19 protein-coding genes are annotated in these 24669 nt (G+C 66.5%); 9 read left to right on the forward strand and 10 right to left on the reverse strand.

Translation table 11 applies throughout. From position 1 onward, the window contains the following. The first annotated feature begins 20 nt into the window (after window positions 1-20). Together SMAL_RS08370 and SMAL_RS08375 are read left to right on the forward strand one after the other, a co-directional pair. Window positions 21-1586 carry a protein adenylyltransferase SelO gene (locus tag SMAL_RS08370; protein ID WP_012510778.1) on the forward strand — a complete coding sequence of 522 codons (1566 nt, stop codon included), beginning with the start codon at window positions 21-23 and terminating at the stop codon, window positions 1584-1586. A gap of 588 nt (window positions 1587-2174) precedes the next feature. After that, complete coding sequence (locus SMAL_RS08375; RefSeq protein ID WP_032969786.1) at window positions 2175-2711, forward strand: adenine phosphoribosyltransferase; 537 nt, start codon at window positions 2175-2177, stop codon at window positions 2709-2711. A 142-nt stretch (window positions 2712-2853) separates the two neighbouring features. On the opposite strand, the gene dbpA is transcribed toward SMAL_RS08375, so the two are convergent. Next, window positions 2854-4230: an ATP-dependent RNA helicase DbpA gene (dbpA, locus tag SMAL_RS08380; RefSeq protein ID WP_012510779.1), complete on the reverse strand. Its 1377-nt coding sequence runs from the start codon at window positions 4228-4230 to the stop codon at window positions 2854-2856. Between the two features lie 154 nt (window positions 4231-4384). Continuing rightward, on the reverse strand, window positions 4385-5464 hold the full coding sequence (locus SMAL_RS08385; protein ID WP_012510780.1) for a YeiH family protein: 1080 nt from the start codon (window positions 5462-5464) through the stop codon (window positions 4385-4387). 102 nt (window positions 5465-5566) lie between these two features. Here SMAL_RS08385 and SMAL_RS08390 point away from each other — a divergent pair, with 102 nt between their 5' ends. From SMAL_RS08390 to SMAL_RS08400, 3 genes are all read left to right on the forward strand, one after another. Further along, window positions 5567-6442: a LysR family transcriptional regulator gene (locus SMAL_RS08390; protein ID WP_006360934.1), complete on the forward strand. Its 876-nt coding sequence runs from the start codon at window positions 5567-5569 to the stop codon at window positions 6440-6442. A gap of 328 nt (window positions 6443-6770) precedes the next feature. Next, window positions 6771-8654, forward strand: coding sequence for an ATP-binding cassette domain-containing protein (locus tag SMAL_RS08395; protein WP_012510781.1), 1884 nt, complete (start codon window positions 6771-6773; stop codon window positions 8652-8654). 430 nt (window positions 8655-9084) lie between these two features. Beyond that, a complete protein-coding gene (locus tag SMAL_RS08400; protein WP_012510657.1) occupies window positions 9085-10050 on the forward strand; it encodes an IS110-like element ISStma4 family transposase in 966 nt (321 codons plus the stop codon). Window positions 10051-10100: 50 nt separating this feature from the next. Here SMAL_RS08400 and SMAL_RS08405 read toward each other — a convergent pair whose 3' ends face one another. Continuing rightward, window positions 10101-10562 (reverse strand): c-type cytochrome, encoded by a 462-nt coding sequence (locus tag SMAL_RS08405; RefSeq protein ID WP_006361215.1) that lies wholly within the window; start codon window positions 10560-10562, stop codon window positions 10101-10103. Window positions 10563-10571: 9 nt separating this feature from the next. Beyond that, on the reverse strand, window positions 10572-10961 hold the full coding sequence (locus tag SMAL_RS08410) for a c-type cytochrome (protein ID WP_012510782.1): 390 nt from the start codon (window positions 10959-10961) through the stop codon (window positions 10572-10574). Between the two features lie 206 nt (window positions 10962-11167). On the opposite strand from SMAL_RS08410, the gene SMAL_RS08415 reads away from it, so the two are divergent. From SMAL_RS08415 to SMAL_RS08425, 3 genes are read left to right on the forward strand one after another with little or no spacing between them, the layout of a single operon-like run. Continuing rightward, on the forward strand, window positions 11168-12319 hold the full coding sequence (locus tag SMAL_RS08415) for an efflux RND transporter periplasmic adaptor subunit (RefSeq protein ID WP_012510783.1): 1152 nt from the start codon (window positions 11168-11170) through the stop codon (window positions 12317-12319). Beyond that, window positions 12316-15837 carry an efflux RND transporter permease subunit gene (locus SMAL_RS08420; protein ID WP_012510784.1) on the forward strand — a complete coding sequence of 1174 codons (3522 nt, stop codon included), beginning with the start codon at window positions 12316-12318 and terminating at the stop codon, window positions 15835-15837. The genes SMAL_RS08415 and SMAL_RS08420 overlap by 4 nt, the downstream gene beginning before the upstream one ends. Beyond that, a complete protein-coding gene (locus SMAL_RS08425; protein ID WP_012510785.1) occupies window positions 15834-18914 on the forward strand; it encodes an efflux RND transporter permease subunit in 3081 nt (1026 codons plus the stop codon). The genes SMAL_RS08420 and SMAL_RS08425 overlap by 4 nt, the downstream gene beginning before the upstream one ends. Window positions 18915-19106: 192 nt before the next feature. On the opposite strand, the gene SMAL_RS08430 is transcribed toward SMAL_RS08425, so the two are convergent. The 6 genes from SMAL_RS08430 to ykgO all read right to left on the reverse strand — a co-directional run bounded on the left by SMAL_RS08430 (window position 19107) and on the right by ykgO (window position 23607). Next, window positions 19107-20327 (reverse strand): TraB/GumN family protein, encoded by a 1221-nt coding sequence (locus SMAL_RS08430; RefSeq protein ID WP_087943700.1) that lies wholly within the window; start codon window positions 20325-20327, stop codon window positions 19107-19109. A 4-nt stretch (window positions 20328-20331) separates the two neighbouring features. Beyond that, a complete protein-coding gene (locus tag SMAL_RS08435) occupies window positions 20332-20862 on the reverse strand; it encodes a GNAT family N-acetyltransferase (protein ID WP_012510787.1) in 531 nt (176 codons plus the stop codon). 14 nt (window positions 20863-20876) lie between these two features. Then, window positions 20877-21764, reverse strand: coding sequence for a carbon-nitrogen hydrolase (locus SMAL_RS08440; protein WP_005409280.1), 888 nt, complete (start codon window positions 21762-21764; stop codon window positions 20877-20879). 164 nt (window positions 21765-21928) lie between these two features. Next, window positions 21929-22966, reverse strand: a complete 1038-nt coding sequence (locus tag SMAL_RS08445; RefSeq protein ID WP_012510788.1) for an agmatine deiminase family protein — start codon at window positions 22964-22966, stop codon at window positions 21929-21931. 39 nt (window positions 22967-23005) lie between these two features. After that, window positions 23006-23335, reverse strand: a complete 330-nt coding sequence (locus SMAL_RS08450) for a hypothetical protein (protein WP_012510789.1) — start codon at window positions 23333-23335, stop codon at window positions 23006-23008. 146 nt (window positions 23336-23481) lie between these two features. Further along, window positions 23482-23607, reverse strand: a complete 126-nt coding sequence (ykgO, locus tag SMAL_RS08455) for a type B 50S ribosomal protein L36 (protein WP_005409283.1) — start codon at window positions 23605-23607, stop codon at window positions 23482-23484. Between the two features lie 197 nt (window positions 23608-23804). On the opposite strand from ykgO, the gene cmk reads away from it, so the two are divergent. Beyond that, window positions 23805-24482 carry a (d)CMP kinase gene (cmk, locus tag SMAL_RS08460; RefSeq protein ID WP_006361472.1) on the forward strand — a complete coding sequence of 226 codons (678 nt, stop codon included), beginning with the start codon at window positions 23805-23807 and terminating at the stop codon, window positions 24480-24482. The last annotated feature ends 187 nt before the right edge of the window (window positions 24483-24669 follow it).

The following is a 24669-nucleotide window of genomic DNA, read 5'->3' on the forward strand; positions in this document are numbered from 1 at the left end:
TCGCCCCCATCTTCAGCACCATGGATACCGACAGCCCCCGTTTCGACAACCGCCTGCTGCACATGCTGCCAGGCGACCCCGAATCCGGCCCACGCCGCCGCGAAGTGCTGGGCGCCGCCTGGTCGCCAGTGATGCCGACCCCGGTGACGGCGCCCACGCTGCTGGCCTGGGCACCGGATGTCGCCGAGATGCTTGGCTTCGATACCGCTGAGGTCGAGAGCGAAGGCTTCGCGCAAGTGTTTGGCGGCAATGCACTGTACGCCGGCATGCAGCCATGGGCAGCCAACTACGGCGGCCATCAGTTTGGTCACTGGGCCGGTCAGCTCGGCGATGGGCGTGCGATCTCGCTGGGTGAACTGGTCGCGCCGGATGGCCGTCACTGGGAGCTGCAGCTGAAGGGGGCCGGCCCGACGCCGTACTCACGCGGGGCGGATGGTCGTGCCGTGCTGCGCTCGTCGATCCGCGAATTCCTGTGCAGCGAGGCGATGCATCATCTGGGTGTGCCGACCACGCGCGCGCTGTCGCTGGTAGGCACCGGCGAAGACGTGATGCGTGACATGTTCTATGACGGCCATCCGCGCGCCGAGCCCGGCGCCATCGTATGCCGGGTGTCGCCGTCGTTCCTGCGCTTCGGTTCGTTCGAGCTGCCTGCGTCGCGTGGTGAAACCGCGTTGCTGCAGCAGCTGGTTGATGCCTGCATCGCCCGCGATTTCCCCGAGCTGGAAGGGGAGGGCGAGACGCTGTACGGCGACTGGTTCGCGCAGATCGCGGTGCGCACCGCCGAGATGATCGCGCACTGGATGCGCGTGGGTTTCGTGCATGGCGTGATGAACACCGACAACCTGTCCGTGCTCGGCCTCACACTCGATTACGGCCCTTACGGCTGGGTCGAGGACTTCGATCCGGATTGGACGCCGAACACCACCGACGCACAGGGCCGCCGTTATCGTTTCGGTACCCAGCCGCAGGTGGCGTACTGGAACCTGAGCCGATTGGCGCAGGCACTGTCGCCGTTGTTTGCCGATGTTGCGCCACTGCAGGCGGGCTTGGCGGCGTATCAGTCCACCTTCGTGGCCTGCACGCGTCGCGATGCTGCCGCCAAGCTCGGCCTGGCCGCGGCCGACGATGACGACCTGCAGCTCTACCTGCGCTGGCAGCAGCTGATGCAGGACGGTGCCATGGACATGACCCTGGCTTGGCGCGCGCTGATGCGCCTCGATCCGGCCGCACCGGATGCGGCGCTGCTGGACGCGGTGTACTACGACGAGGCGCGCCAACAGGCGGTGCAGGCACCGTTGCAGCACTGGCTGCAGGACTACGCGGCAAGGTTGCAGGCTGATCCGCTGTCGGCCAGTGAGCGCACGGCGAAGATGGCCGCGGCCAATCCGCTGTACGTGCTGCGCAACTGGCTGGCCCAGGAGGCCATCGACCGCGCGGAGCAGGGCGACCTCGGCGGTGTCCATGCGTTGCAGGACGTGCTGCGCGATCCATACACCGAGCGCCCGGGGCTCGAGCACTTCGCGGGCAAGCGCCCGTCCTGGGCCGACAATCGCGCCGGCTGCTCGATGCTGTCCTGCAGTTCCTGAGGGTGGGTTTCGGCAGGGCTGCGCCCTGCACCCGCAGAGGCCAGGTCAACAGCCAGAGCAAAAGCTGGATTCCGTGATTTGGCGGGGCGGTGTCGGAGTGCGGGGACGCCGCAAGTACGTCCCTGTAGGCTTGGCAGCCGCATCCATGCGGCTGACACCCCGCACTCCGACACCGCCCCACCTCCGACAGATTCCCGCTGCTGTGGGTAGGTGTCGACCTTGGTCGACACGGTAGATCCACGTCATGCGTGGATGCTCTTCGTTCAATTCTCGAAACATTCGATTTCGATAGAGATCCATCCACGCATCGCATGGATCAACAGATCGCAGAAGTCTGTCGAAGGCGGGGTGGGTCCGGTTGCGGGAGTGTCCGCGGCATGGATGCCGCGGCCAAGCCCCCATGGACGGGTTTACGGCGTCTCCCGCAACCGGACCCACCTCGCCATCTCTCGGAATGCGGCTTTTGCTTTCGCTTTTGCTTGCGCGGTGGCCTCTGCAGGTGCCGGGCGCAGCCCGGCCGAACACCCTCAACAGGCAGGCGGCGCTCGGAACAGGTACCCTATGCCGCCATCAGATAGCCAACGTGACATGACCGACGCCATCGTCGCTCCGCAGTGGGCCTCCCGCCTGCGCGACATCGCCGACTTCCCCAAGCCCGGCATCCTCTTCAAGGACATCATGCCGCTGCTCGCCCACGGCGAGGACTTCCGCGGTGCCATCACCGCGATGGCCGACCGCTGGCGTGACCAGAAGCTGGACGCGGTGGTAGGCATCGAATCGCGTGGCTTCATCCTCGGCGCCGCGATGGCGCTGGAACTGGGTGTCGGCTTCGTGCCGGTGCGCAAGCCGGGCAAGCTGCCGGGCCAGGTGCTGCGCGAGGAATACACGCTGGAATACCGCAGCGACTGCATCGAAGTGCACGCCGATGCGCTGCCGGCCGGTGCCCGCGTGGCGATCATCGACGACGTGCTGGCCACTGGCGGCACGCTGGTTGCGGCGCTGTCGCTGGTGCGCCGCCTGGGCGTTGACGTGGTCGGTGCCGGCGTATTGGTCGAGCTCGACGGCCTCGGCGGCCGCGCGCGCTGGGAAGCGGATCTGCCGCTGCACACCGAACTGGTGTTCTGATTAGAGGGTAGGTGCCAACCAAGGTTGGCATCTACCAGAGCGAATGGCCGGGAGCCGGTAGTTGCCAACCTTGGTTGGCAGCGCTGTTGCCGTTCGCTGTTCCCACAGAGTCGAGCATGGCTCGACTCTACAGGTCACCCGGTTACATCATCCGCACGCGGAAACGTCGGCCCTTGATCTTGCCGGCTTCCAGCTTGGCCACGGCCTTGTTGGCCTGCTCACGCGCGATCGCCACATAGGAGCGGGTCGGGAAGATCGCGATCTTGCCGATGAACTTGCTCGACAGGCCGGCGTCGCCGGTCAGTGCACCGAGGATATCGCCCGGGCGCAGCTTGTCGGTCTTGCCACCGTCGATACGCAGCGTGCGCATCGCGGCCTGCGGCAGCTCGGCCGGGCGCGAAGTCGCCAGCGGCGTCTTCTGCCAGTCCAGCGGCTGCCCCATCTGCGCTTCGATGGCTTCGGCGCGGGTCTTCTCGCGGCCGGCCACCAGGCTGATCGCCAGGCCGCTGGCACCGGCACGGCCAGTACGGCCCACGCGGTGCTGATAGCTCTCCACGTCGGTCGGCAGCTCGTAGTTGATCACCGCCGCCAGCTCTTCCACGTCCAGGCCGCGTGCGGCCACGTCGCTGGCCACCAACACGTTGCAGCTGCGGTTGGCCAGCAACAACAAGACTTCCTCGCGGTCGCGCTGCTCCATGTCGCCGTGCAGGGCCAGTGCGGAGAAGCCGAACTGCTGCAGCGAGTTGGCTACTTCGTCCACGTCCTTGCGGGTGTTGCAGAACACCACCGCCGATTCCGGCGTGTACTTCAGCAGCAGGCCGGCCAGTGCCTTCTGGCGGTGCGCCGGTTCCACCTCGCAGAACATGTGGCGGATGGCCGGTGCCTGGTCGGCGCCTTCCACGGTCACTTCCACTGCCTCGCGCAGCAGGTCACGCGCCATGGCGCGGATGCTGTCCGGGAAGGTGGCGGAGAACAGCAGGCTCTGGCGGTCCTTGTGGGTGCGGCCGGCGATCTCGCGGATCGGCTCCTCGAAGCCCATGTCGAGCATGCGGTCGGCCTCGTCCAGCACCAGCGTGCGCACCGCGCCAAGATTCAGCGCGCGCTTGCGTGCCAGCTCCTGCACGCGGCCGGGCGTGCCGACCACCACGTGCGGGTCGTGGCCTTCCAGCGACGCCAGCTGCGGGCCCAGCGGCACGCCGCCGACCAGCAGCAACAGCTTCAGGTTGGGAATGCCGGTGGCCAGCTTGCGGATCTGCTTGCCGACCTGGTCGGCCAGTTCGCGGGTCGGGCACAGCACCAGCGCCTGCACGCGGATCAGGCTGGGGTCGATCGCCTGCAGCAGGCCCAGGCCGAAGGCGGCGGTCTTGCCGCTGCCGGTTGGCGCCTGTGCGATCACATCGCGGCCATCGAGGATGGCCGGCAGGCTCTGCGCCTGCACGGGGGTGAGAGTGGTGTAGCCGAGGGCATCCAGGCCGGGCTGCAGGGCCGGGCTCAGCGGCAGGGTCGAGAAGTCAGTCATGGCGCATTGTACCCGTCCGCGCGGCCGCTCCCGCCTAATGGGGTGGGGTCAGATCCCTTTCCGCAGGAAAGGGCTCTGCCCCCCAATTGGAGCCGCCATCCACGCATGGCGTGGATCTACTGGTGGGTGCCGACCTCGGTCGGCACGGGCCCGCTCAGCCCAGCACCGCCAGCACACCCTGGTGTATCGCCAGCCCGCCGAACAGCAGCCAGCCGAACAGGATCAGCGCCAGCAGCAGCGGCTTCAGGCCGGCCTGGCGCAGCGCCGAAACGTGGGTGGTCAGGCCCAGCGCGGCCATCGCCATCGCCAGCAGCACGGTATCCAGCTGCACCAGCCCCGTCTGAAGGCCGGCCGGCAGCAGATGCAGCGAGTTGAACCCGGCCACCGCCACGAAACCAAAAGCGAACCACGGCACCACGATGCGCGCCTTGCTGCCGTCGGCGCTGGCCTTGCCGTCACGCGCCAGCCACAGCGACAGCGCGACCAGGAACGGTGCCAGCAGCATCACCCGCACCATCTTCGTGATCACTGCGGTATCGGCCGCCGCTTCGTTGACCGCGCGGCCAGCCGCCACTACCTGTGCCACTTCATGCACCGTCGCACCGGTGAACAGGCCGTACTGCTGCGCGTCCATCGCCAGCCAGCCGTGCGACTGCACCAGCGCATACAGGGCGGGATACAGGAACATCGCCAGCGTGCCGAACACCACCACCGTCGACACCGCCACCGTGACCTGCGCAGCACGGCCGCGCACCACCGGTTCGGCGGCCATCACCGCCGCCGCGCCGCAGATCGCGCTGCCGGCACCGATCAGCATCGCCGCCTCGCGTTCCATCTTGAACACGCGCATGCCCAGCCAGCAGGCCAGGCCGAAGGTGCTGGCGACCACCAGCACGTCCATCAGCACGCCGGTGACGCCGACATGGCCGATGTCCTGGAAGGTCAGGCGCAGGCCATACAGCACGATGCCGGCGCGCAGCAGCCAGTGCTTGGAGAAGCCCACGCCGGCCGCGCTGCTCGGCGCCAGCCGCGGGTAGAGGGTGTTGCCGACCACGATGCCGGCGACGATGGCCACGGTCAGCGCGCTCAGACCGTGCGCCTGCAGCCAGGGCAGCTCGGCCAGGTACAGCGACGCCGCCGCGATCAGGCCCACCAGCAGCAGGCCGGGCAGGCGTGGCTGCCAGCGTTGACGCAGGGCGGGCAGGGACCAGGAGGAGAGAGCGGGGGCGTTCATGGCAGGAGCAGGGCTGGGGTGACGTGGCAAGCGTGCGCGCCAGACGATGACCTGTAAAACGAATAATATGGGTGAAACCTACCCATCAAGAAGGTAAGTGCCATGCGCCTGACCTTGCGCCAGCTGCAGGTCTTTGTTGCCATCGCCGACCACGGCAGCACCACTGCCGCCGGCCAGGCCATTGCGCTCTCGCAGTCGGCCAGCAGCGCCGCCCTGCAGGAGCTGGAGGCGCACTTCGGCACCCCGCTGTTCGACCGCATCGGCCGCCGCCTGGCGCTGAACGGCCACGGCCGCGCCCTGTTGGAACCCGCGCGCACGCTGCTGGTCAACGCCGCCGACCTCGAGCGCCAGCTCGCCGCCGGCGGTGACCCCGCGCAAGGCGCACCACTGCGGCTGGTGCTGGCCGCCAGTACCACCATCGGCAACTACCTGCTGCCGCCACGCATCGCCGAACTGCTGCGGCAGGCGCCACAGGCCGAGGTCGACCTGCGTATCGACAACAGTGCCGGCGTGGTCGCCGCCGTGCAGCGCCTGGATGTGGACGCCGGCCTGATCGAAGGCCCGTGCCACGAGCGCGGCCTGCAGGTCACGGCCTGGCAGCAGGACCCGTTGGTGATTGTGGCTGCCGCCGACGCCCCCGCGCGCTGGACGCTGGATCAACTGCGCCGCGCACGCTGGCTGCTGCGCGAGCCCGGCTCAGGCACCCGCGAGGCCGTCGAACAGGCGTTGTTGCCGCATCTGCGCGGTTTCGCGCAGACCCTGCAGCTGGGCAATACCGAAGCGATCAAGCAGGCCGCCATCGCCGGTCTTGGCCTGGCCTGCCTCTCGCGTCATGCACTGGAAGAGCCGCTGGCTCTCGGCCGCCTGCGCGTGCTCGAGACCCCGTTGCCCGCCCTGCAGCGCACCCTGTGGCTGGTACGTCACCCGGGCAAGCAATGGTTGCCGGGGTTGCAGGCGTTGTTGGGGGAGGTGCAGTAGCCGAGATCCGTCTTCCACAGCGCGAACTCCACGAAGGGGTCAGAGCCCGTTGCGCAGCAACGGGAGCCGACCCAGTGCCGACCAACGGTCGGCACCCACCAACAGCAGCGGGAAACTGTCGAAGGCGGGGTGGGTCCGGTTGCGGGGGCGTGAGCGCCATGGATGGCGCGACCGAGCTTACATGGACGTACTTGCAGCGTCCCCTGCAACCGGACCCACCCCGCCATCCCACAGGAAACCAGCTTTGGCTGTTGCTTCGGCCGTTGACGTTGCCTCTGCGGGTGCCGGGTGCAACCCGGCCGACGCCCCCAACCGGTACAATGGCCGGATGCCTCTGATTACCCTACAGAACGTCGACTTCAGCGTCGGCGGCCCGTTGTTGCTGGAAAAGGCCGAACTGTCGATCGAGCCGGGCGAACGCATCGCCCTGATCGGCCGCAACGGCGCCGGCAAATCCACCCTGCTCAAGCTGCTGTCCGGCGACCACAAGCCCGATGACGGAGAAGTGCGCGTGCAGCAGGGCGTGCGCGTCACCCGCCTGGAGCAGGAAGTGCCGCATGGCGCCGCCGGCTCGGTGTTCGACGTCGTCGCCGATGGCCTCGGCGAACTGGGCCAGTGGCTGGCCGAATTCCACCACCTCAGCCATGCAGAGGTGTTCGATGGCGAAGCGCTCGGCAACGTGCAGGCCAAGATCGACGCCGCCAACGGCTGGGGCCTGGACCAGCGCGTCAGCGAAACCCTGACCAAGCTCGACCTGGACGGCGAGGCCGAGTTCGGCCGCCTGTCCGGCGGCATGAAGCGCCGCGTGCTGCTGGCCCGCGCGCTGGTGTCCAGCCCGGACGTACTGCTGCTGGACGAACCGACCAACCACCTCGACATCGAAGCCATTGATTGGCTGGAAGCGTTCCTGAAGGGCTGGAGCGGCAGCGTGGTGTTCGTCACCCATGACCGCCGCTTCCTGCGCGCATTGGCCACCCGCATCGTCGAGATCGACCGCGGCCAGGTCACCAGCTGGCCGGGCGACTGGGCCAACTACGAGCGCCGCCGCGAGGAACGCCTCAACGCGCAGGCGCAGGAAAACGCCCGCTTCGACAAGCTGCTGGCGCAGGAAGAAGTCTGGATCCGGCAGGGCATCAAGGCCCGCCGTACCCGCGACGAAGGCCGCGTACGTCGCCTGAAGGCGATGCGCAACGAGCGCTCCGCGCGCCGCGACCTCAGTGGCAACGTCAAGATGGAAGCGGCCCAGGGCGTCAGCTCGGGCAAGAAGGTCATCGACGTCAAGGACATTTCGTTCGCCTTCGGCGAGCGCACCATGGTCCGTGACTTCAGCACCACCATCCTGCGCGGCGACCGCATCGGCCTGATCGGTCCCAACGGCAGCGGCAAGACCACGCTGCTGAAGCTGCTGCTGGGCGAATTGCAGCCGCAGAAGGGTGAAGTCAATCCCGGCACCAATCTGCAGATCGCCTATTTCGACCAGTACCGCGCGGTGCTGCGTGAAGACTGGAGCGCGATCGAGAACGTGGCCGAAGGCCGCGATTTCCTCGAGTTCAACGGCAAGCGCAAGCACGTGCATGCCTACCTGCAGGACTTCATGTTCACCCCGGAACGTGCGCGTGCGCCGATCACCCGACTGTCCGGTGGCGAGCGCAACCGCCTGTTGCTGGCCAAGCTGTTCGCACAGCCGTCCAACCTGCTGGTGATGGACGAACCGACCAACGACCTGGACGTGGAAACCCTGGAGCTGCTGGAAGAGCTGCTGGGCGAGTACACCGGCACCCTGCTGCTGGTCAGCCACGATCGTGACTTCATCGACAACGTGGTGACCTCCACGCTGGTGATGGAAGGCGACGGTGTGATCGGTGAGTACGTCGGTGGCTACAGCGACTGGCAGCGGTACGCCAGCAGCATTGCCGCCGCGCCGACGGCGGTGGCTGCTGCCAAGCCGGCCACCGCCGCACCCGCTGCAGCGGCCGCTACGCCGGCAGCCCCCAAGCGCAAGCTGGCCTACAAGGAAGCGCGCGAGCTGGAGCAGCTGCCGAAGACCATCGAGAAGCTGGAAGGCGACGTCGAAGGGCTGACCTCGGCGATGAACGACCCGTCGTTCTACACCCGCAGCAGTGCCGAAGTAACCGCGCACACCCAGCAGCTGGCCAAGGTGCAGGCCGAGCTGGATGCGGCTTACGCGCGCTGGGAAGAGCTGGAAGGCTGAGGGTTGAACCGCGCCCGCCGGGCGCGGCCCGGCGCTACCGGGGCGTGTTCCCGCCGGGCGCGGTGTTCGTGGGGCGCGCAGGATGCCGGTAGCGCGGGGACATGCCCCGCGAGCGCGCAGCGCGGCGCTTCTGGTTTTCCGCCGGGCATGGCCCGGCGCTACCGAAAAGCGGCCGAGCGCAGGCTCGGCTCTTGTGTCTTGGATCGTGCCCTGATCAGGCACAATCCCCCGGTGACCCGGGAGGCTCCGATGACGCTGCCTCGGCTCTTAAGCCTTCGAGCTTGCAAAGTAGATTCAGCGCGTCGGCGGCCTGACACCGCCATGGAACTTGAACGGTATCTTAGGCCCGCCATCGGGTGAGAGCCTGTACTCACAAGGGCAAGTCTGGCGGCTTCCGATCACGATCGTAAGTTCAAGCTGGAGCGAAATCATGCAATTTATCGGCATCGACGCAGCCAAGGCGACTTTTGACATCGCCCTGCCTCTATCTCACGGCAAGTATCGAACCAAGGCCAAACTCCCCAATACGCCAAAGGGTTTTGATGAGCTTCTGGCCTGGCGCGCCAAACATGCGCCGAACGCGGCGGTAGGTATGGAGGCTACAGGCATCTATCACGAGGCCTTGGCTCAAGCACTGGTGGAAGCGGGGGTAGTGGTTCATGTGGCCAATCCCGCCCGAGTAAAGGCGTTTGGGCAGGCGGAGGGGATGCGGACCAAGACTGACCGCAGCGACGCCAAGCTGATTGCCCGGTTTTTTGAGGCACAACGCTCGGAAAAGCTGTATCCCTACGTTCCACCGACGCCCTCGGAGGTGAAGCTGCGCGCCTTGGTACGGCGTCGAGATGACCTCCAGGAAATGCTGCAGATGGAGCACAACCGCCTGGACGTTGCCGATATCTCGGTCCAGCAAGGGATCAAGGATGTGATCCGGACGTTGGAAGAGCAGATCAAGCAGGTCCAGAAGGCGATTGAGGACCATATCGATAACGATCCGGACCTGCGCCGGCGTCATCAACTGCTTACCAGCATCCCCGGTGTAGGCAACACCAGCAGTGCCCAGCTGTTGGCCATGCTGGGGGATCTAAGCAAATACAGCGACGTGCGCCAGGTGGTTGCCCACGCGGGCCTGAATCCGGCCCAGCGTCAATCAGGAAACTACGAAGGCAAATGCCGGATATCACGCGTCGGCGACGCCAATTTCCGCAAAAAGCTGTACATGCCGGCGCTGACCGGGAAGACCCACAACCCCACACTGAAGTCCTTTGCAGACCGGCTCAGCGCGAAAGGCAAGCCCTTCAAGGTCGTCATGTGTGCAGTGATGCGCAAGCTCATCCATCTGATTTGGGGCGTACTGAGAAGTGGCCGACCCTTTGAGCCTGACGTCGCCCTTGCCTAGGCGAGGGCGACACGGTATCTACAGATGCGAGGGCGTCACGGCGCCCGATCCTATTTAACCCCGTGCAGATCCCGCAGCTGGCTCGGTCGGCTGCCGAAATACGCCGCCAGATCGGCGATGTCCTGATCACTCAGGTCCTTCGCCTGTGGCGTCATCAGCGCATGCTGGCGGTCGCCGGCACGGTAGGCCTGCAGCGCATGCGCCAGGTAGTCACCGTACTGCCCACCCAGCTTCGGATAGGTCGCATCGATCGGCGCATTGCCGTCGGCGCCGTGGCAGTCGATGCAGCTCTGGTTGGTGGCCTTGCTCTTCACCTTGGCGCGGGCTTCACCGGCGGCCTCGCGGCCCGGTGGCAGGCCGGCGGAGGATGAAGAGCCGTGTTCGCCGCTGGCATGGCCCGGGTCGGCGGCGGATTTCTCGCTGTTTTCCACCTGCGACTGTGAACAGGCGGCCAGCAGCAGGGCAACGGACAGGGCGATGGCGTGACGCATCGGATGCGCGGCTTTCGACATGGGCGGGCCTTACTTGACGGTGGACAGGTAAACAGAGAGATCGGCGATCTCCTGTTCGCTGAAACTCATCGACTGCGCCTGCATCGTCGGATGCCTGCGCTTGCCCTGCCGGTACTCGGTCAGGGCCTGGGCCAGGTACTGCTGGGTCTGGCCGCCGATCTTCGGCACCCGGTAGCTGGGGTAGGCGTTCTTGTAGCCGGTGATGCCGTGGCACCCCTGGCAGGTATAGGCCAGTACCCGGCCATTGTCGAAATTGCCGGTGGGAGCGGTGGCCTGCGGCGCGGCGGCGGGCGCCGGAGCCGGGGCGGGTGTGGCAGGAGCAGGAGCGGGCTGTGCGGCGGCCCCGAGGGGCAGGAGGACGGCCAGAGCGAGACAAGCGGCGAGCGGCTGCGGGCGCATGGTGTCTTTTCCGGGGATTCGGGTCTGGTCGTTCCGGCGTGGGGTACGGAACGACCCGAGTATAGCCTCAGGTTTCATCTAGCTGAAATGGGGGGGGGGCCGACCGGTGGCATGAAGGCACCATGACCTTTGGGATATGGTGTGGCCGTGAAGTGGTGCATTACTTTGCTACCACACCTGTCCACGCATCCTCCAGGGATCTGACGATGTCGCACCCAACCTTCCTGTCCGGCCGTCGCAGCGGAATCTGCGCTGCCGCACTGCTGATCTCCACCTCCCTGCTGCTGGGCGGTTGCGCCGCAGGGCCCAATTCCGAAGCCAAGGCCGCCGAGACCAAGGAGGAGAAGAAGGTCGATGCGGTCCCGGTCGAAGTGGCCGTGGCCAGCCACCGTGCCGTCGCCGCCAGCTACACCGGCACCGCTGCGCTGGAGCCGCGTGCCGAATCGCAGGTGGTCGCCAAGACCTCCGGCGTGGCGCTGGCGGTGCTGGTCGAAGAAGGCCAGCGGGTCACTGCCGGCCAGCCGCTGGTACGTCTGGACCCGGACCGCGCTCGGCTGGCTGTGGCGCAGAGCGAAGCGCAGATGCGCAAGCTGGAAAACAACTACCAGCGCGCGCAGAAACTGGTTGGCCAGCAGATGGTCAGCGCCGCCGACGTCGACCAGCTGCGTTACGACCTGGAAAACGTACGCGCGCAGTACCGCCTGGCCACGCTGGAACTGTCCTACACCACGGTGGTGGCGCCGATCTCCGGCGTGATCGCGTCGCGCTCGATCAAGACCGGCAACTTCGTGCAGATCAACACGCCGATCTTCCGCATCGTCGACAACTCGCGGCTGGAAGCCACCCTCAACGTGCCCGAGCGCGAGCTGGCCACCCTGCGCGCTGGCCAGCCGGTGACGCTGGCCGCCGACGCGCTGCCGGGCCAGAGCTTCACCGGTACGGTCGATCGCATCGCGCCGGTGGTGGATTCGGGCAGTGGCACGTTTCGCGTGGTCAGCGCCTTCGACGGCGCCGCGCACGCGCTGCAGCCCGGCATGTTCGGTCGTATCCGCATCGATTACGACCAGCGTGCCGATGCGCTCGTGGTGCCGCGCCTGGCGTTGCTCGACGACGGTGAACCGGCGGTGTTCCGGGTGCGCGAAGGCAAGGTCGCACGCGTTCCGGTCAAGCTGGGTTACGCCGAGGGCCCGTGGGTGGAGATCCGTGATGGCCTGGCGGCCGGTGATCAGGTGGTCACCGCCGGCAAGGTCGCCCTGCGCGACGGCACCGCAGTGCAGGTGATCGCCGATCCGAAGGCAAAGGCGAAGACGGTCGCAGCGGCCGCCAAGCCGGCAGACAAGGCCGGGAGCAAGCAATGACCGCCCCGGGCCACGACCACGGTGCCTCGCCGGCGAGCGACGGCGCCGCCGCCGGCATGCGCGGCGGACTTGTGGAATTCGCCACCCGTCGCCGCGTGACCATCGCCATGTGCACGGTCACCCTGCTGCTGTTCGGCGTGATCGCCCTCGGTAACCTCAAGGTCAACCTGCTGCCGGACCTGAGCTACCCGACGCTGACCGTGCGCACCGAGTACACCGGTGCGGCACCGACCGAAATCGAAACCCTGATCACCCAGCCGGTCGAAGAGGCCGTGGGCGTGGTCAAGAACCTGCGCAAGCTGAAATCGGTCTCGCGCACCGGCCAGAGCGATGTGGTGCTGGAGTTCGCCTGGGGCACCAACATGGACCAGGCCAGCCTGGAAGTGCGCGACAAGATGGAAGCGCTGAACCTGCCACTGGAGGCCAAGGCACCGGTGCTGCTGCGCTTCAATCCGTCCACCGAGCCGATCATGCGCCTGGTGCTGTCGAACAAGGCAGCGCCGACCAGCGATGCCGATGCGGTCCGCGAGCTGACCGGCCTGCGCCGCTACGCCGATGAAGACCTGAAGAAGAAGCTGGAGCCGGTCAGCGGCGTGGCGGCAGTCAAGGTCGGTGGTGGTCTGGAGGACGAGATCCAGGTCGACATCGACCAGCAGAAGCTGGCCCAGCTGAACCTGCCGATCGACACCGTCATCAAGCGTCTGAAGGACGAGAACATCAACATCTCCGGCGGCCGCCTGGAGGAGGGTTCACAGCGCTTCCTGGTGCGTACCGTCAACCAGTTCGCCGATCTGGAAGAGATCCGCAACCTGCTGGTCACCACCCAGGCGTCGAACGGCAGCGCGGCTGACTCGGCGTTGCAGCAGATGTTCAACATCGCCGCGTCGACCGGTTCGGCGGCGGCCATCGCGGCGGCGTCGGCGGCGCAGAGCGCATCGTCCGGTGGTGGCTCCAGCGTGGTTGCCAACGGTGTGCCGGTGCGCCTGAAGGACGTGGCCACCGTGCGCCAGGGTTACAAGGAGCGTGAAGCGGTGATCCGCCTCGGCGGCAAGGAATCGGTGGAACTGGCGATCTACAAGGAAGGCGACGCCAACACCGTGTCCACCGCCGAAGCGCTGCGCAAGCGCCTGGAGCAGATCAAGGGCACGTTCCCCTCCGATGTGGAGATGACCACCATCGAGGACCAGTCGCGCTTCATCGAGCACGCCATTGCCGACGTCAAGAAGGATGCAGTGATCGGTGGCCTGCTGGCGATCCTGATCATCTTCCTGTTCCTGCGTGATGGCTGGAGCACGTTCGTGATCAGCCTGTCGCTGCCGGTCTCGATCATCGCCACGTTCTTCTTCATGGGCCAGCTCGGCCTCAGCTTGAACGTGATGTCACTGGGCGGCCTGGCACTGGCCACCGGCCTGGTGGTGGATGACTCGATCGTGGTGCTGGAAAGCATTGCCAAGGCGCGTGAGCGTGGCCTGGGCATCCTGCAGGCGGCGATCGTCGGTACCCGCGAAGTGAGCATGGCGGTGGTCGCCTCCACCCTGACCACCATCGCGGTGTTCCTGCCGCTGGTGTTCGTCGAGGGCATCGCCGGCCAGCTGTTCCGCGACCAGGCATTGACCGTGGCGATCGCCATCGCGATCTCGCTGCTGGTGTCGATGACCCTGATCCCGATGCTGAGCTCGCTGAAGGGGCGCCCGCCGCTGGCGTTCCCGGAAGAAGCGCAGAACGCACCGTGGCAGCCGCAGAGCCGCTGGCAGAAGCCGGTCGCGCTGGGCCGCCGTGGCGTGGTCGCGACCGCGCGCTGGAGCTTCTACGCACTGGCCTGGCTGGTGGTGCGGGTGTGGCGTGGCGTGGTGGCCGTGGTGGGTCCGGTGATGCGCAAGGCCAGCGATCTGGCAATGAAGCCCTATGCCGGTGCCGAGCGTGGCTACCTGCGCCTGCTGCCGAGCGCACTGGCGCATCCGGGCAAGGTATTGGGCGTTGCCTCGATCATCTTCGTGGCGACCATGGCGCTGGTGCCGATGCTCGGTGCCGACCTGATCCCGCAGCTGGCGCAGGACCGTTTCGAGATGACGGTGAAGCTGCCGGCCGGCACGCCGCTGAAGCAGACCGATGCACTGGTGCGCGAGCTGCAGCTGGCACACGGCAAGGGCGAAGGCGTGGCGTCGCTGTACGGTGTCAGCGGCAGCGGCACCCGCCTGGATGCCAGCCCCACCGAGAGCGGCGAGAACATCGGCAAGCTGACCGTGGTGATGGAAGGCGGAGGCAATGCACGCACCGAGGCCGAGATCACCGAGCGCCTGCGTGACACCATGGGCCAGCATCCGGGTGCACAGGTCGATTTCGCGCGGCCGGCGTTGTTCAGCTTCTCCACGCCGCTGGAAATCGAGTTGCGCGGGCAGGACATGGCAACCCTGGAAGTGGCCGGCCAGCGCCTGGCGGCGATGCTGCGCGGCAACGCGCACTACGCCGATGTGAAGTCGACGGTGGAAGAGGGCTTCCCGGAAATCCAGATCCGCTTCGATCAGGAACGCGCTGGTGCGCTCGGCCTGACCACGCGCCAGATCGCCGACGTGGTGGTGAAGAAGGTGCGCGGCGACGTGGCGACACGCTACAGCTTCCGTGACCGCAAGATCGATGTGCTGGTGCGTGCGCAGGAAGGCGACCGCGCCAGCGTGGAGAGCATCCGTCGGCTGATCGTCAATCCCGGCAGCACCCGCCCGGTGACACTGGACGCGGTGGCCGAGGTGGTGGCCACCACCGGTCCCAGCGAGATCCATCGCGCCGACCAGACGCGGGTGGCGGTGGTGTCGGCCAACCTGCGCGACATCGATCTTGGCGCGGCCATGCGCGAAGTGCAGCAGATGGTGTCAGAACAGCCGCTGGGCGCGGGCGTCGGCCTGCACATCGGTGGCCAGGGTGAGGAGCTGGCCCAGGCGGCGAAGTCGCTGATCTTCGCCTTCGGCCTGGCGATCTTCCTGGTCTACCTGGTGATGGCTTCGCAGTTCGAGTCGCTGCTGCATCCGTTCGTGATCCTGTTCACCATCCCGCTGGCGCTGGTCGGTGCGATCCTGGCGCTGATGTTGACCGGCAAGCCCATTTCGGTGGTGGTGTTCATCGGCCTGATCCTGCTGGTCGGCCTGGTCACCAAGAACGCGATCATCCTGATCGACAAGGTCAACCAGCTGCGCGAGGCTGGCGTGGCCAAGCACGAGGCGCTGGTGGAAGGTGCGCGCTCGCGCCTGCGCCCGATCATCATGACCACCCTGTGCACGCTGTTCGGCTTCCTGCCGCTGGCGGTGGCGATGGGCGAGGGCGCCGAGGTGCGCGCACCGATGGCGATCACCGTGATCGGTGGCCTGCTGGTGTCGACCCTGCTGACCCTGCTGGTCATTCCGGTGGTGTACGACCTGATGGACCGTCGCGGCGATGCGTATTACCGCGAACGTGGCCGCAAGCATGCCGGTGAGATCGAGCCGGGCGCAGCGGACAGTGCGGCGGGTGCGGAGGAACCGGCATGAGTGTTGCCGAGTTCTCCATCCGCCGTCCGGTCACCACCATCATGTGTTTCGTGTCGCTGGTGGTGATCGGCCTGATCGCCTCGTTCCGGCTGCCGTTGGAAGCGCTGCCGGACATCTCGGCGCCGTTCCTGTTCGTGCAGATCCCGTACACCGGCTCGACCCCGGAGGAAGTGGAGCGGACCATCATCCGCCCGGTTGAGGAATCGCTGGCGACAATGACCGGCATCAAGCGCATGCGCTCGTCGGCCACCTCCGAGGCGGCGCTGATCTACATTGAGTTCAGTGACTGGGATCGTGACATTGCGATTGCCGCGTCCGATGCGCGCGAGCGCATCGATGCGATCCGCAGCGACCTGCCCGACGACCTGCAGCGCTACAACGTGTTCAAGTGGTCCAGTAGTGACCAGCCGGTGCTGAAGGTACGTCTGGCCAGCACCACCGATCTGACCACTGCCTATGACATGCTCGACCGCGAGTTCAAGCGGCGCATCGAGCGCATTCCCGGCGTGGCCCGTGTCGACATCACCGGCGCGCCGCCGAACGAGGTGGAGATCGCCATCGATCCGAACCGGCTCAACGCGCACGGGCTGAGCATCAACGAGCTGAGCGAGCGCCTGCGCACGCTGAATTTCTCGATCTCGGCCGGGCAGATTGACGACAACGGCCAGCGCGTGCGCGTGCAGCCGGTGGGCGAAATCACTGACCTGCAGGAAATGCGCGACCTGGTGATCAACGCCAAGGGCCTGCGTCTGGGTGATATCGCCGAGATACGCCTGAAGCCGGCACGGATGAGCTATGGACGCCGCCTGGACGGCAACCCGGCGGTCGGCCTGGACATCTTCAAGGAGCGCAGCGCCAATCTGGTGGAGGTTTCGCGCGCGGCACTGGCCGAGGTCGAGGCGATCCGCGCGGAGGCGTCGATGCGCGACGTACAGATCAAGGTGATCGACAACCAGGGCAAGGCGGTGACCTCCTCGTTGCTGGAACTGGCCGAGGCCGGCGGCGTTGGCCTGATCCTGTCGGTGACTGTGCTGTTCTTCTTCCTGCGCCACTGGCCATCCACGCTGATGGTGACCCTGGCCATTCCAATCTGCTTCACCATCACCCTGGGCTTCATGTACTTCGCCGGGGTGACGTTGAACATCCTGACCATGATGGGCCTGCTGCTGGCGGTCGGCATGCTGGTCGACAACGCCGTGGTGGTGGTGGAGAGCATCTACCAGGAGCGCGAGCGCATGCCCGGCCAGCCGCGGCTGGCCTCGATCATCGGCACCCGCAACGTGGCCATCGCGCTCAGCGCGGGCACGCTGTGCCACTGCATCGTGTTCGTGCCGAACCTGTTCGGCGAAACCAACAACATCAGCATCTTCATGGCGCAGATCGCGATCACCATCTCGGTCTCGCTGTTGGCCTCCTGGCTGGTTGCGGTCAGCCTGATCCCGATGCTGTCCGCGCGCATGACCACACCGAAGCTGGTGCACTCGAAGACCGGCCTGATCGCGCGCCTGCAGCACCGCTACGCACAACTGCTGGACTGGTCACTGCGCCATCGCGGCTGGAGCCTGCTCGGCATCCTGCTGGTGGTGCTGATCAGCCTGGTGCCGATGAAGCTGACCAAGATCGATATGTTCGGCGGCGAAGGCGGCAAGGACATCTTCATCGGCTACATGTGGAAGGGCGCCTATACCTACCGGCAGATGTCCGAAGAAGTGGCGCGGGTGGAGAGCTGGATCGACCAGAACCGCGAACGCCTGCACGTGAAGCAGGTGTACTCCTGGTACAGCGAGCAGGAAGGCAGCTCGACCGTGGTCACCCTGGACGAGAAGTACGCCAAGGACATCAAGGCGCTGCAGGAAGAGCTGCGCAAAGGCCTGCCGAAGTCGGCCCGCACCGATTATTTCGTCGGCAACCAGGGCGGTGACGGCGGTGGTGGGGGCAATCAGGGCGTGCAGGTGCAGCTGGTCGGCGACTCCAGTTCGATGCTGCAGGAGATCGGCCAGGAAGTGGTGCCGCTGCTGGCCCAGCGTGCCGAGCTGCGCGACGTGCGCATCGACAACGGCGAGAAGGGCGGTGAACTGAAGGTGCGCGTTGACCGTGAGCGCGCTGCGGCGTTCGGCTTCAATGCCGAGCAGGTGGCCAGCTTCGTCGGCCTGGCCCTGCGCGGTGCGCCGATGCGCGAGTTCCGCCGTGGTGACAACGAAGTGCCGGTATGGGTGCGCTTCGCCGGCGCCGAACAGAGCAGCCCCGAGGATCTGGCTGGCTTCAGCGTACGTACCGGCGATGGCCGCAGCGTGCCGCTGCTGAGCCTGGTCAGTGTCGACGTCGGCTCGTCGGCCACCCAGATCGGCCGTACCAACCGCCAGACCACGTTGACCATCAAGGCCAACCTGGCCGAGAAGATCACTGCGCCGGATGGTCGCAAGGCGATGGAATCGGTGCTCAAGCCAATGAACTTCCCGGCCGGCTATGGCTTCACCTTCGATGGCGGCGACTACGGCAACGACGACGAAGCGATGCAGCAGATGGTGTTCAACCTGCTCATCGCACTGGTGATGATCTACGTGGTGATGGCCGCAGTATTCGAGTCGCTGTTGTTCCCGGCGGCGATCATGAGTGGGGTGCTGTTCTCGATCTTCGGCGTGTTCTGGCTGTTCTGGATCACCGGTACCTCGTTCGGAATCATGTCCTTCATCGGCATCCTGGTGCTGATGGGCGTGGTGGTGAACAACGGCATCGTGATGATCGAGCACATCAACAATCTGCGGCGCGGCGGCATGGGACGCACCCAGGCGCTGGTGGAGGGCTCACGCGAGCGCTTGCGGCCGATCATGATGACCATGGGCACGGCGATCCTGGCGATGGTGCCGATCTCGCTGACCAATACGCAGATGTTCGGCAACGGCCCGGAGTACGCGCCGATGGCACGCGCGATTGCCGGCGGCCTGGCGTTCTCGACGGTGGTCAGCCTGCTGTTCCTGCCGACCATCTACGCGGTGCTGGATGACCTGCGCAGTGCGGTCACACGACTGATCCGGCGTGCGCGCGGTCTGGAGATGGTGCCGGGTACCCCGGTGTAGTGGTCGAGCTTGCTCGACCGTAATGCACGACAACGTGTTGTGGTGTGGGGGGAGGCCGGTCGTAGTGGGGCGGTCTCCCCCCATTTTTTCGCCGGGCATGGCCCGGCGCTACCCCGTCAGTGCCTCTCGGAAATGCTGTGCCAACCAAGGTTGGCACCTACCGGTGGCGCCGGGCCATGCCCGGCGGGACCATCAGCCCGCCACCTTGCCCCACACCTTGAACGTGGTCAGCCACAGGCCGAGCATGCTGCCCAGGTTGGTCAACATGAAGGTCAGCACCACGCGGGTGACGCGGTTGCGGTACCAGCCCTTCAGGCTCTGCGCATCGTCGCGCAGTTTCAGGAAGTCCTCGTACGCCGGCTTGCGCAGGCGTGCTTCCACCAGCGCCGAGAACGCGCCGGTTGGAATGCTCAAGCGGAACGGTTTGAACGGCGCTACCGCAATCGCGGTCAGGATGCTCAGCGGATGGCCACCGGCCAGCAGGCAGCCCAGGCCGGCCAGGCCGCCGGTGTACATCGCCCAGGTTGCCAGCAGCTCGGTGCCCACACCCAGCCCGCCGCGATAGAAGCCCACGCCGATGCCGGTCGCTACGATGGCCAGGATGCCCAGCGTGAACCACGGGATGTTGCGCTTCTTCGGCACCGATTCCAGCTCGGCGCGCAGCGGTGCCGGTGCCTCGGTGTCGGTTTCCAGATAGCGTGCCAGCCCGGCCAGGTGACCGGCACCGACCACCGCCAGCACTTCGCGCTGCTGCGGGTCGTGCGCTTCGCGCAGGCGCGTGGCCATGTAGCGGTCGCGCTCGCCGATGATGGTCTCGTACAGCGCCGGGCTCTCGCTGGCGAACTCGCCGAAGCTCGACTCCAGCATGTCGCCCTGCTTGAGCTTCTCGATCTCGTTCTCGCCCACTTCCTCCGACGAGAACAGGCCGGCGCCAAGCCCAGCGACCAGCTTCAGCTTGCCGAAGAAGCCCAGCCGCTGCGATGCACGGCGGAAGGTCAGGCCGACTTCACGGTCGATCAGGTGCACCGGCAGATCGCGCTCGCGGGCCAGCTCCACCGCGCGTTTGAGTTCGGCACCCGGCTCGATGTCGAGCTGTTCTGCCAGGCGCCGCTGGTAGGCGGACAGCGCCAGGTTGGCGGCGAACAGGGCGACGCGGCCCTTGCGGATCACCTCGACCAGGTCGAGCTTGGCCAGCGTGTCCGGGTCGCTCAGGGCCTGCAGGCGCTGCGGATCGAGCTCGACGGCCACCGCGTCGAAGCGGCCACTGTCGATCGCTTTTTCCACCGCTTCGACGCTGGCGCGGGAAACGTGCGCGGTGCCGAGCAGGGTGTAGCGCACGCCGTCGCGTTCAACGATGCGTACCGGCTGGCCGGCGAACAGGTCGTCGCCGGTGTCAGGAAGGGTTTCAGTCATGGATTCATTCATTGGAAGGTGCGGTGTCGGCGCCATCGCCGAGCGCGCGCTGCATCTGCACGGTATCCAGCCAGCGGCCGTGCTTGCGGCCGAGGCCACGGAACACACCCACCAGCTCGAAGCCGAAGCGTTCGTGCAGCTTGATGGAGGCGGCATTGGTCGGCTCCCCGATCACCGCCACCATCTGCCGGTAGCCACGCGCCACGCAGGCGTCGATGAGGGCCTGGAGCAGGCCAGTGCCCACGCCCTGGCCCTGGAAGCGGGCATCGACGTAGACCGAATTTTCCACGGTCCACTGGTAGGCGATGCGGGTGCGGTAGGTGTTGGCGTAGGCATAGCCGGCCACCTGGCCGTCGATCTCGGCGACCAGGTAGGGGAAGCCACGGTCGATGATGTCGCGCATGCGGCGCAGCATCTCCGACGTGTCGGGGATGTCGTACTCGTAGGTGTTGACGAAGTCGGTCACTTCCACCGCATAGATCGCGGTGATCGCGTCGATGTCGGCCGGGCCGGCATCACGGATGAGGACGGCCATGCGCGGGCTCCGGCTCAGTCGATGTAGCGCTTGAGCAGGTCGCCGTATGCATCGATGCGGCGATCACGCAGGAACGGCCAGATGCGGCGCACATGCTCGCTGCGCTGCAGGTCGACGTCGCACAGCAGCACGGTGGCGTCGGTGCCGGCCTCGGCCAGGAATTCGCCCTGCGGGCCGAGCACGTGGCTGTTGCCCCAGAACTGGATGCCCGAAGCACCCAGCGGCGAGGCTTCGTGACCGACGCGGTTGCAGCTCAGCACCGGCAGGCCGTTGGCCACGGCGTGGCCGCGGTGGCTCAGCACCCAGGCGTCGCGCTGGCGGGTCTTCTCGTCCTGCACATCGTCCGGGTCCCAGCCGATCGCGGTCGGGTACAGCAGCAGTTCGGCGCCGGCCAGCGCCATCAGGCGTGCCGCTTCCGGATACCACTGGTCCCAGCACACCAGTACGCCGAGGCGGCCCACCGAGGTATCGATCGGCTTGAAGCCGATGTCGCCCGGGGTGAAGTAGAACTTTTCGTAGAAGCCCGGGTCGTCCGGAATGTGCATCTTGCGGTACTTGCCGAGCAGCGTGCCGTCTTTCTCGAACACCACGGCGGTGTTGTGGTACAGGCCGGCGGCGCGGCGCTCGAACAGCGAGCCGACCAGCACCACGCCATGCTTCTTCGCCAGCGCGCCCAGGCGCTCGGTGCTCGGGCCCGGGATCGGCTCGGCCAGGTCGAACTCATCGACCGACTCGTGCTGGCAGAAATAAGGACCGTTGTGCAGTTCCTGCAGCAGCACCAGCTTGGCACCCTGGGCAGCCGCCTCGGCCACGCGTGCTTCGATCACCGCCAGGTTGGCGGCGGCATCACCGTGGTTGCGCTCCTGGATCAGGGCGACGGTAAGGGGGCTGCGCGAGTTCATGCGGGGCGTTCCTGCGGGGGAAAACCTGCATGTTAGCGCGGATGGGATGCTGCGGCGTGTCGGCCGCTGAATGGGTGCATGCAACCGGTAGCGCCGGGCCATGCCCGGCGGATTTTCCAGATGCCGCTGCGCTCGCCGGGCATGGCCCGGCGCTACCGCGCGATTTATGCCTTCAACAGGCCTTCCGGCAGCTGCATGGTGATGCAGTGCAGGCTGCCGTTCTGCCAGATCAGCGAGCGGCACGGCACCTGCACGATCTCGCGGCCCGGGTGCGCCTGCGCCAGTACATCGCGGGCCAGGTCGTCAGCCGGATCGCCGTAGGCCGGCATCAGCACCGCGCCGTTGACGATCAGGTAGTTGGCGTACGACGCAGCCAGGCGGCGGCCTTCGTCGATCACCGGCTGTGCCCACGGCAGCGGGAACAAGCGGTACGGCTGCCCATCCTTGGTACGCAGTGCGGCCAGCTCGTTGCCCATCGCCTGCAGCTCGGCGTAATGCGAGTCGCTTTCGTCGTCGCAGGCCTGGTAGACGATGCTGTCGGCCGAGGCGAAGCGGGCGAGGGTGTCGATGTGGGCGTCGGTGTCGTCGCCTTCCAGGTAACCGTGGTCCAGCCACAGCACGCGGTCCTGCTGCAGCCAGCCGGCCAGGTCGGCGGTCAGGCTTGCCCGGTCGCGGTCCGGGTGGCGCTCGTGCAGGCACTTCCAGGTGGTCAGCAGGGTGCCTTCACCGTCGGTCTCGATGCCGCCGCCTTCCAGCGCGAACGGGATGCTGCGCACCGGTGCGTCGTTGAACACGCCGGCCTGGTCGAGCACGCCCACCAACTGGTCATCCAGGGTGGCATCGAACTTGCCGCCCCAGCCGGTGAAGCGGAAGTCCAGCAGCTGGAAGCCGCCATCGGCGCGGCGCAGGGTGATCGGGCCGGAGTCGCGCAGCCAGGTATCGTCGTAGGCCGCCGTGGTGAAGTGGACCTTGTCCATGTCGATGCGGTTGGAGCGCAGCCGCATTTCGGCATAGGTCTCCACATCGTCGTCGGCCACGCAGATCAGCACCGGCTGGAAGCGGGTGATGGCCGCGACCAGCGCGATGTAGGTCTCTTCCACCTGGCCCAGGCGGTCGGCCCAGTCGGTGTCGGCGGTGGGCCAGGCAATCAGGATGCCGCTCTGGGCTTCCCATTCGGCAGGAAAACGAAGGGTCTGGTTCATGGTCTCGCTACACAGGCCCGCGCACGGCGGGTAAAGGGATCAACGGATCGGCGGTTTCGGGCCGATTTCGTTCGGGTCCGCCTGGTTGGCCACCACGTTGATCACCTTCTGCTTCTCGAAGTAGACGGTGAACTGCGGGTACACCCAGCGGTTGATGGTCGGCCATTGGCGCTTCTGCCCGCCACGCGGCTGCAGCTGCTCGCTCGGCGCACCGAACTGCGACTGCACCTGCTGCATGCTCTGGCCGCGCACGGGCAGGGCACCGGCCGGTTTTTCGCGGGCGCGGTCGACAAGCAGGGTATCGGCCAGCGCCGGTGTGGCGACGGCCAGGGTGGCCAGCATGGCCAGGGCGGACAGGTAACGCTTCATCTCGAACTACTCCCCAGTGGTCAAGAACGGCGATTACAGCAAAAACGGCAGGAAAAAGCCGCATAAACAAAAAACCGCCCGAAGGCGGCTTTTTGCATCGGGTCGGCCCCGCGTAGGGCCAGCCGCAGCCGCGAGGGCTGTGAGGCTTAGCGCTGACGCGCCTTGAAACGCGGGTTCGACTTGCAGATGACGAAGATCTTGCCACGACGACGCACGACCTTGCAGTCACGGTGACGGGCCTTCGCCGACTTCAGGGAGGACAGGACTTTCATGGCATACCTCGGCGTAAACAGTAGTTGTTCGGGTGGAGCGTGGCCGCGATATGCGAAAGACAATCGGCAGTTGACGCTCGTTCAAGCCCGCCATTCTACCGGGCTTTTCCTCGTGGTTTCAAGTGGTTGCACAAAAGATCCTGCTGGGGGCGTCTGGCAGGGGCTAGAATGGCCTCTTCACACGCTCTGGGACCCCCATGAATCCACTCGCTCCCGTCCTGACCATCGACGGCCCATCCGGGGCCGGCAAGGGTACCATCAGTCGCATCGTGGCGCGCCGGATGGGCTGGCATTACCTGGATTCAGGCGCGCTGTACCGGGCGGTGGGCGTGGCTGCCAGCTGGGCCGACATCGATACCTCCGACGCCTCGGCGCTGGTCCGCTGCACCTTCGATACCCACGTTCAGTTTGTCGAGCAGGGTGAAGCCATGCGGGTCATGGTCAACGGCACCGATGCCACCGACGAGCTGCGCCTGGAGACCACGGGCGCACTGGCCTCGGCCATTGCGGCCATCCCGGAGGTCCGTGCCGCCCTGAAGGAGCGCCAGCGCGCATTCAGGGAGCTGCCGGGCCTGGTCGCCGACGGCCGCGACATGGGCACGGTGATCTTCCCGGATGCCTCCTACAAGGTCTTTCTGACCGCCAGTGCCGAGGAACGCGCCGAGCGCCGGCATAAGCAGTTGAAAGACAAGGGGGTTTCTGTTAACTTTGATGACCTCCTGCGCGAGATCATGGCCCGCGACGCCCGTGATGCTCAGCGTACCGTGGCGCCCCTGAAGCCGGCAGACGATGCTGTCCTCATCGACACCACAGGCATCGGCATCGATGATGTCGTTGCCCGAGTGATGGATCTGCTTCCGGTTCCGGCTGCCTGATCCGTTCGCGCGGGAGTACTGCCAGCAACACCGGTGGTGGTCGCGCAAAGCAGTGCTGTACCAGCTCCGTCGCGCAATGATGCGTGGCGGTTTTCCTACTACACACGACCTGCGTTTCCGGGGTCGACCAACAGGCGGGCGGTCGCCATTCCCCTGAAGGGGACGCCACCGACCCATGTGTCCAACA

It is taken from the genome of Stenotrophomonas maltophilia R551-3, assembly GCF_000020665.1.
GTDB classification, from domain to species: Bacteria; Pseudomonadota; Gammaproteobacteria; order Xanthomonadales; family Xanthomonadaceae; genus Stenotrophomonas; species Stenotrophomonas maltophilia_L.

Coding starts and splice junctions, on each gene's coding strand:
- SMAL_RS08370 (WP_012510778.1), top strand. CDS start 21: ATGGATACCGACAGCCCCCGTTTCGACAACCGCCTGCTGCACATGCTG.
- SMAL_RS08375 (WP_032969786.1), top strand. CDS start 2,175: ATGACCGACGCCATCGTCGCTCCGCAGTGGGCCTCCCGCCTGCGCGAC.
- dbpA (WP_012510779.1), bottom strand. CDS start 4,230: ATGACTGACTTCTCGACCCTGCCGCTGAGCCCGGCCCTGCAGCCCGGC.
- SMAL_RS08385 (WP_012510780.1), bottom strand. CDS start 5,464: ATGAACGCCCCCGCTCTCTCCTCCTGGTCCCTGCCCGCCCTGCGTCAA.
- SMAL_RS08390 (WP_006360934.1), top strand. CDS start 5,567: ATGCGCCTGACCTTGCGCCAGCTGCAGGTCTTTGTTGCCATCGCCGAC.
- SMAL_RS08395 (WP_012510781.1), top strand. CDS start 6,771: ATGCCTCTGATTACCCTACAGAACGTCGACTTCAGCGTCGGCGGCCCG.
- SMAL_RS08400 (WP_012510657.1), top strand. CDS start 9,085: ATGCAATTTATCGGCATCGACGCAGCCAAGGCGACTTTTGACATCGCC.
- SMAL_RS08405 (WP_006361215.1), bottom strand. CDS start 10,562: ATGTCGAAAGCCGCGCATCCGATGCGTCACGCCATCGCCCTGTCCGTT.
- SMAL_RS08410 (WP_012510782.1), bottom strand. CDS start 10,961: ATGCGCCCGCAGCCGCTCGCCGCTTGTCTCGCTCTGGCCGTCCTCCTG.
- SMAL_RS08415 (WP_012510783.1), top strand. CDS start 11,168: ATGTCGCACCCAACCTTCCTGTCCGGCCGTCGCAGCGGAATCTGCGCT.
- SMAL_RS08420 (WP_012510784.1), top strand. CDS start 12,316: ATGACCGCCCCGGGCCACGACCACGGTGCCTCGCCGGCGAGCGACGGC.
- SMAL_RS08425 (WP_012510785.1), top strand. CDS start 15,834: ATGAGTGTTGCCGAGTTCTCCATCCGCCGTCCGGTCACCACCATCATG.
- SMAL_RS08430 (WP_087943700.1), bottom strand. CDS start 20,327: ATGACTGAAACCCTTCCTGACACCGGCGACGACCTGTTCGCCGGCCAG.
- SMAL_RS08435 (WP_012510787.1), bottom strand. CDS start 20,862: ATGGCCGTCCTCATCCGTGATGCCGGCCCGGCCGACATCGACGCGATC.
- SMAL_RS08440 (WP_005409280.1), bottom strand. CDS start 21,764: ATGAACTCGCGCAGCCCCCTTACCGTCGCCCTGATCCAGGAGCGCAAC.
- SMAL_RS08445 (WP_012510788.1), bottom strand. CDS start 22,966: ATGAACCAGACCCTTCGTTTTCCTGCCGAATGGGAAGCCCAGAGCGGC.
- SMAL_RS08450 (WP_012510789.1), bottom strand. CDS start 23,335: ATGAAGCGTTACCTGTCCGCCCTGGCCATGCTGGCCACCCTGGCCGTC.
- ykgO (WP_005409283.1), bottom strand. CDS start 23,607: ATGAAAGTCCTGTCCTCCCTGAAGTCGGCGAAGGCCCGTCACCGTGAC.
- cmk (WP_006361472.1), top strand. CDS start 23,805: ATGAATCCACTCGCTCCCGTCCTGACCATCGACGGCCCATCCGGGGCC.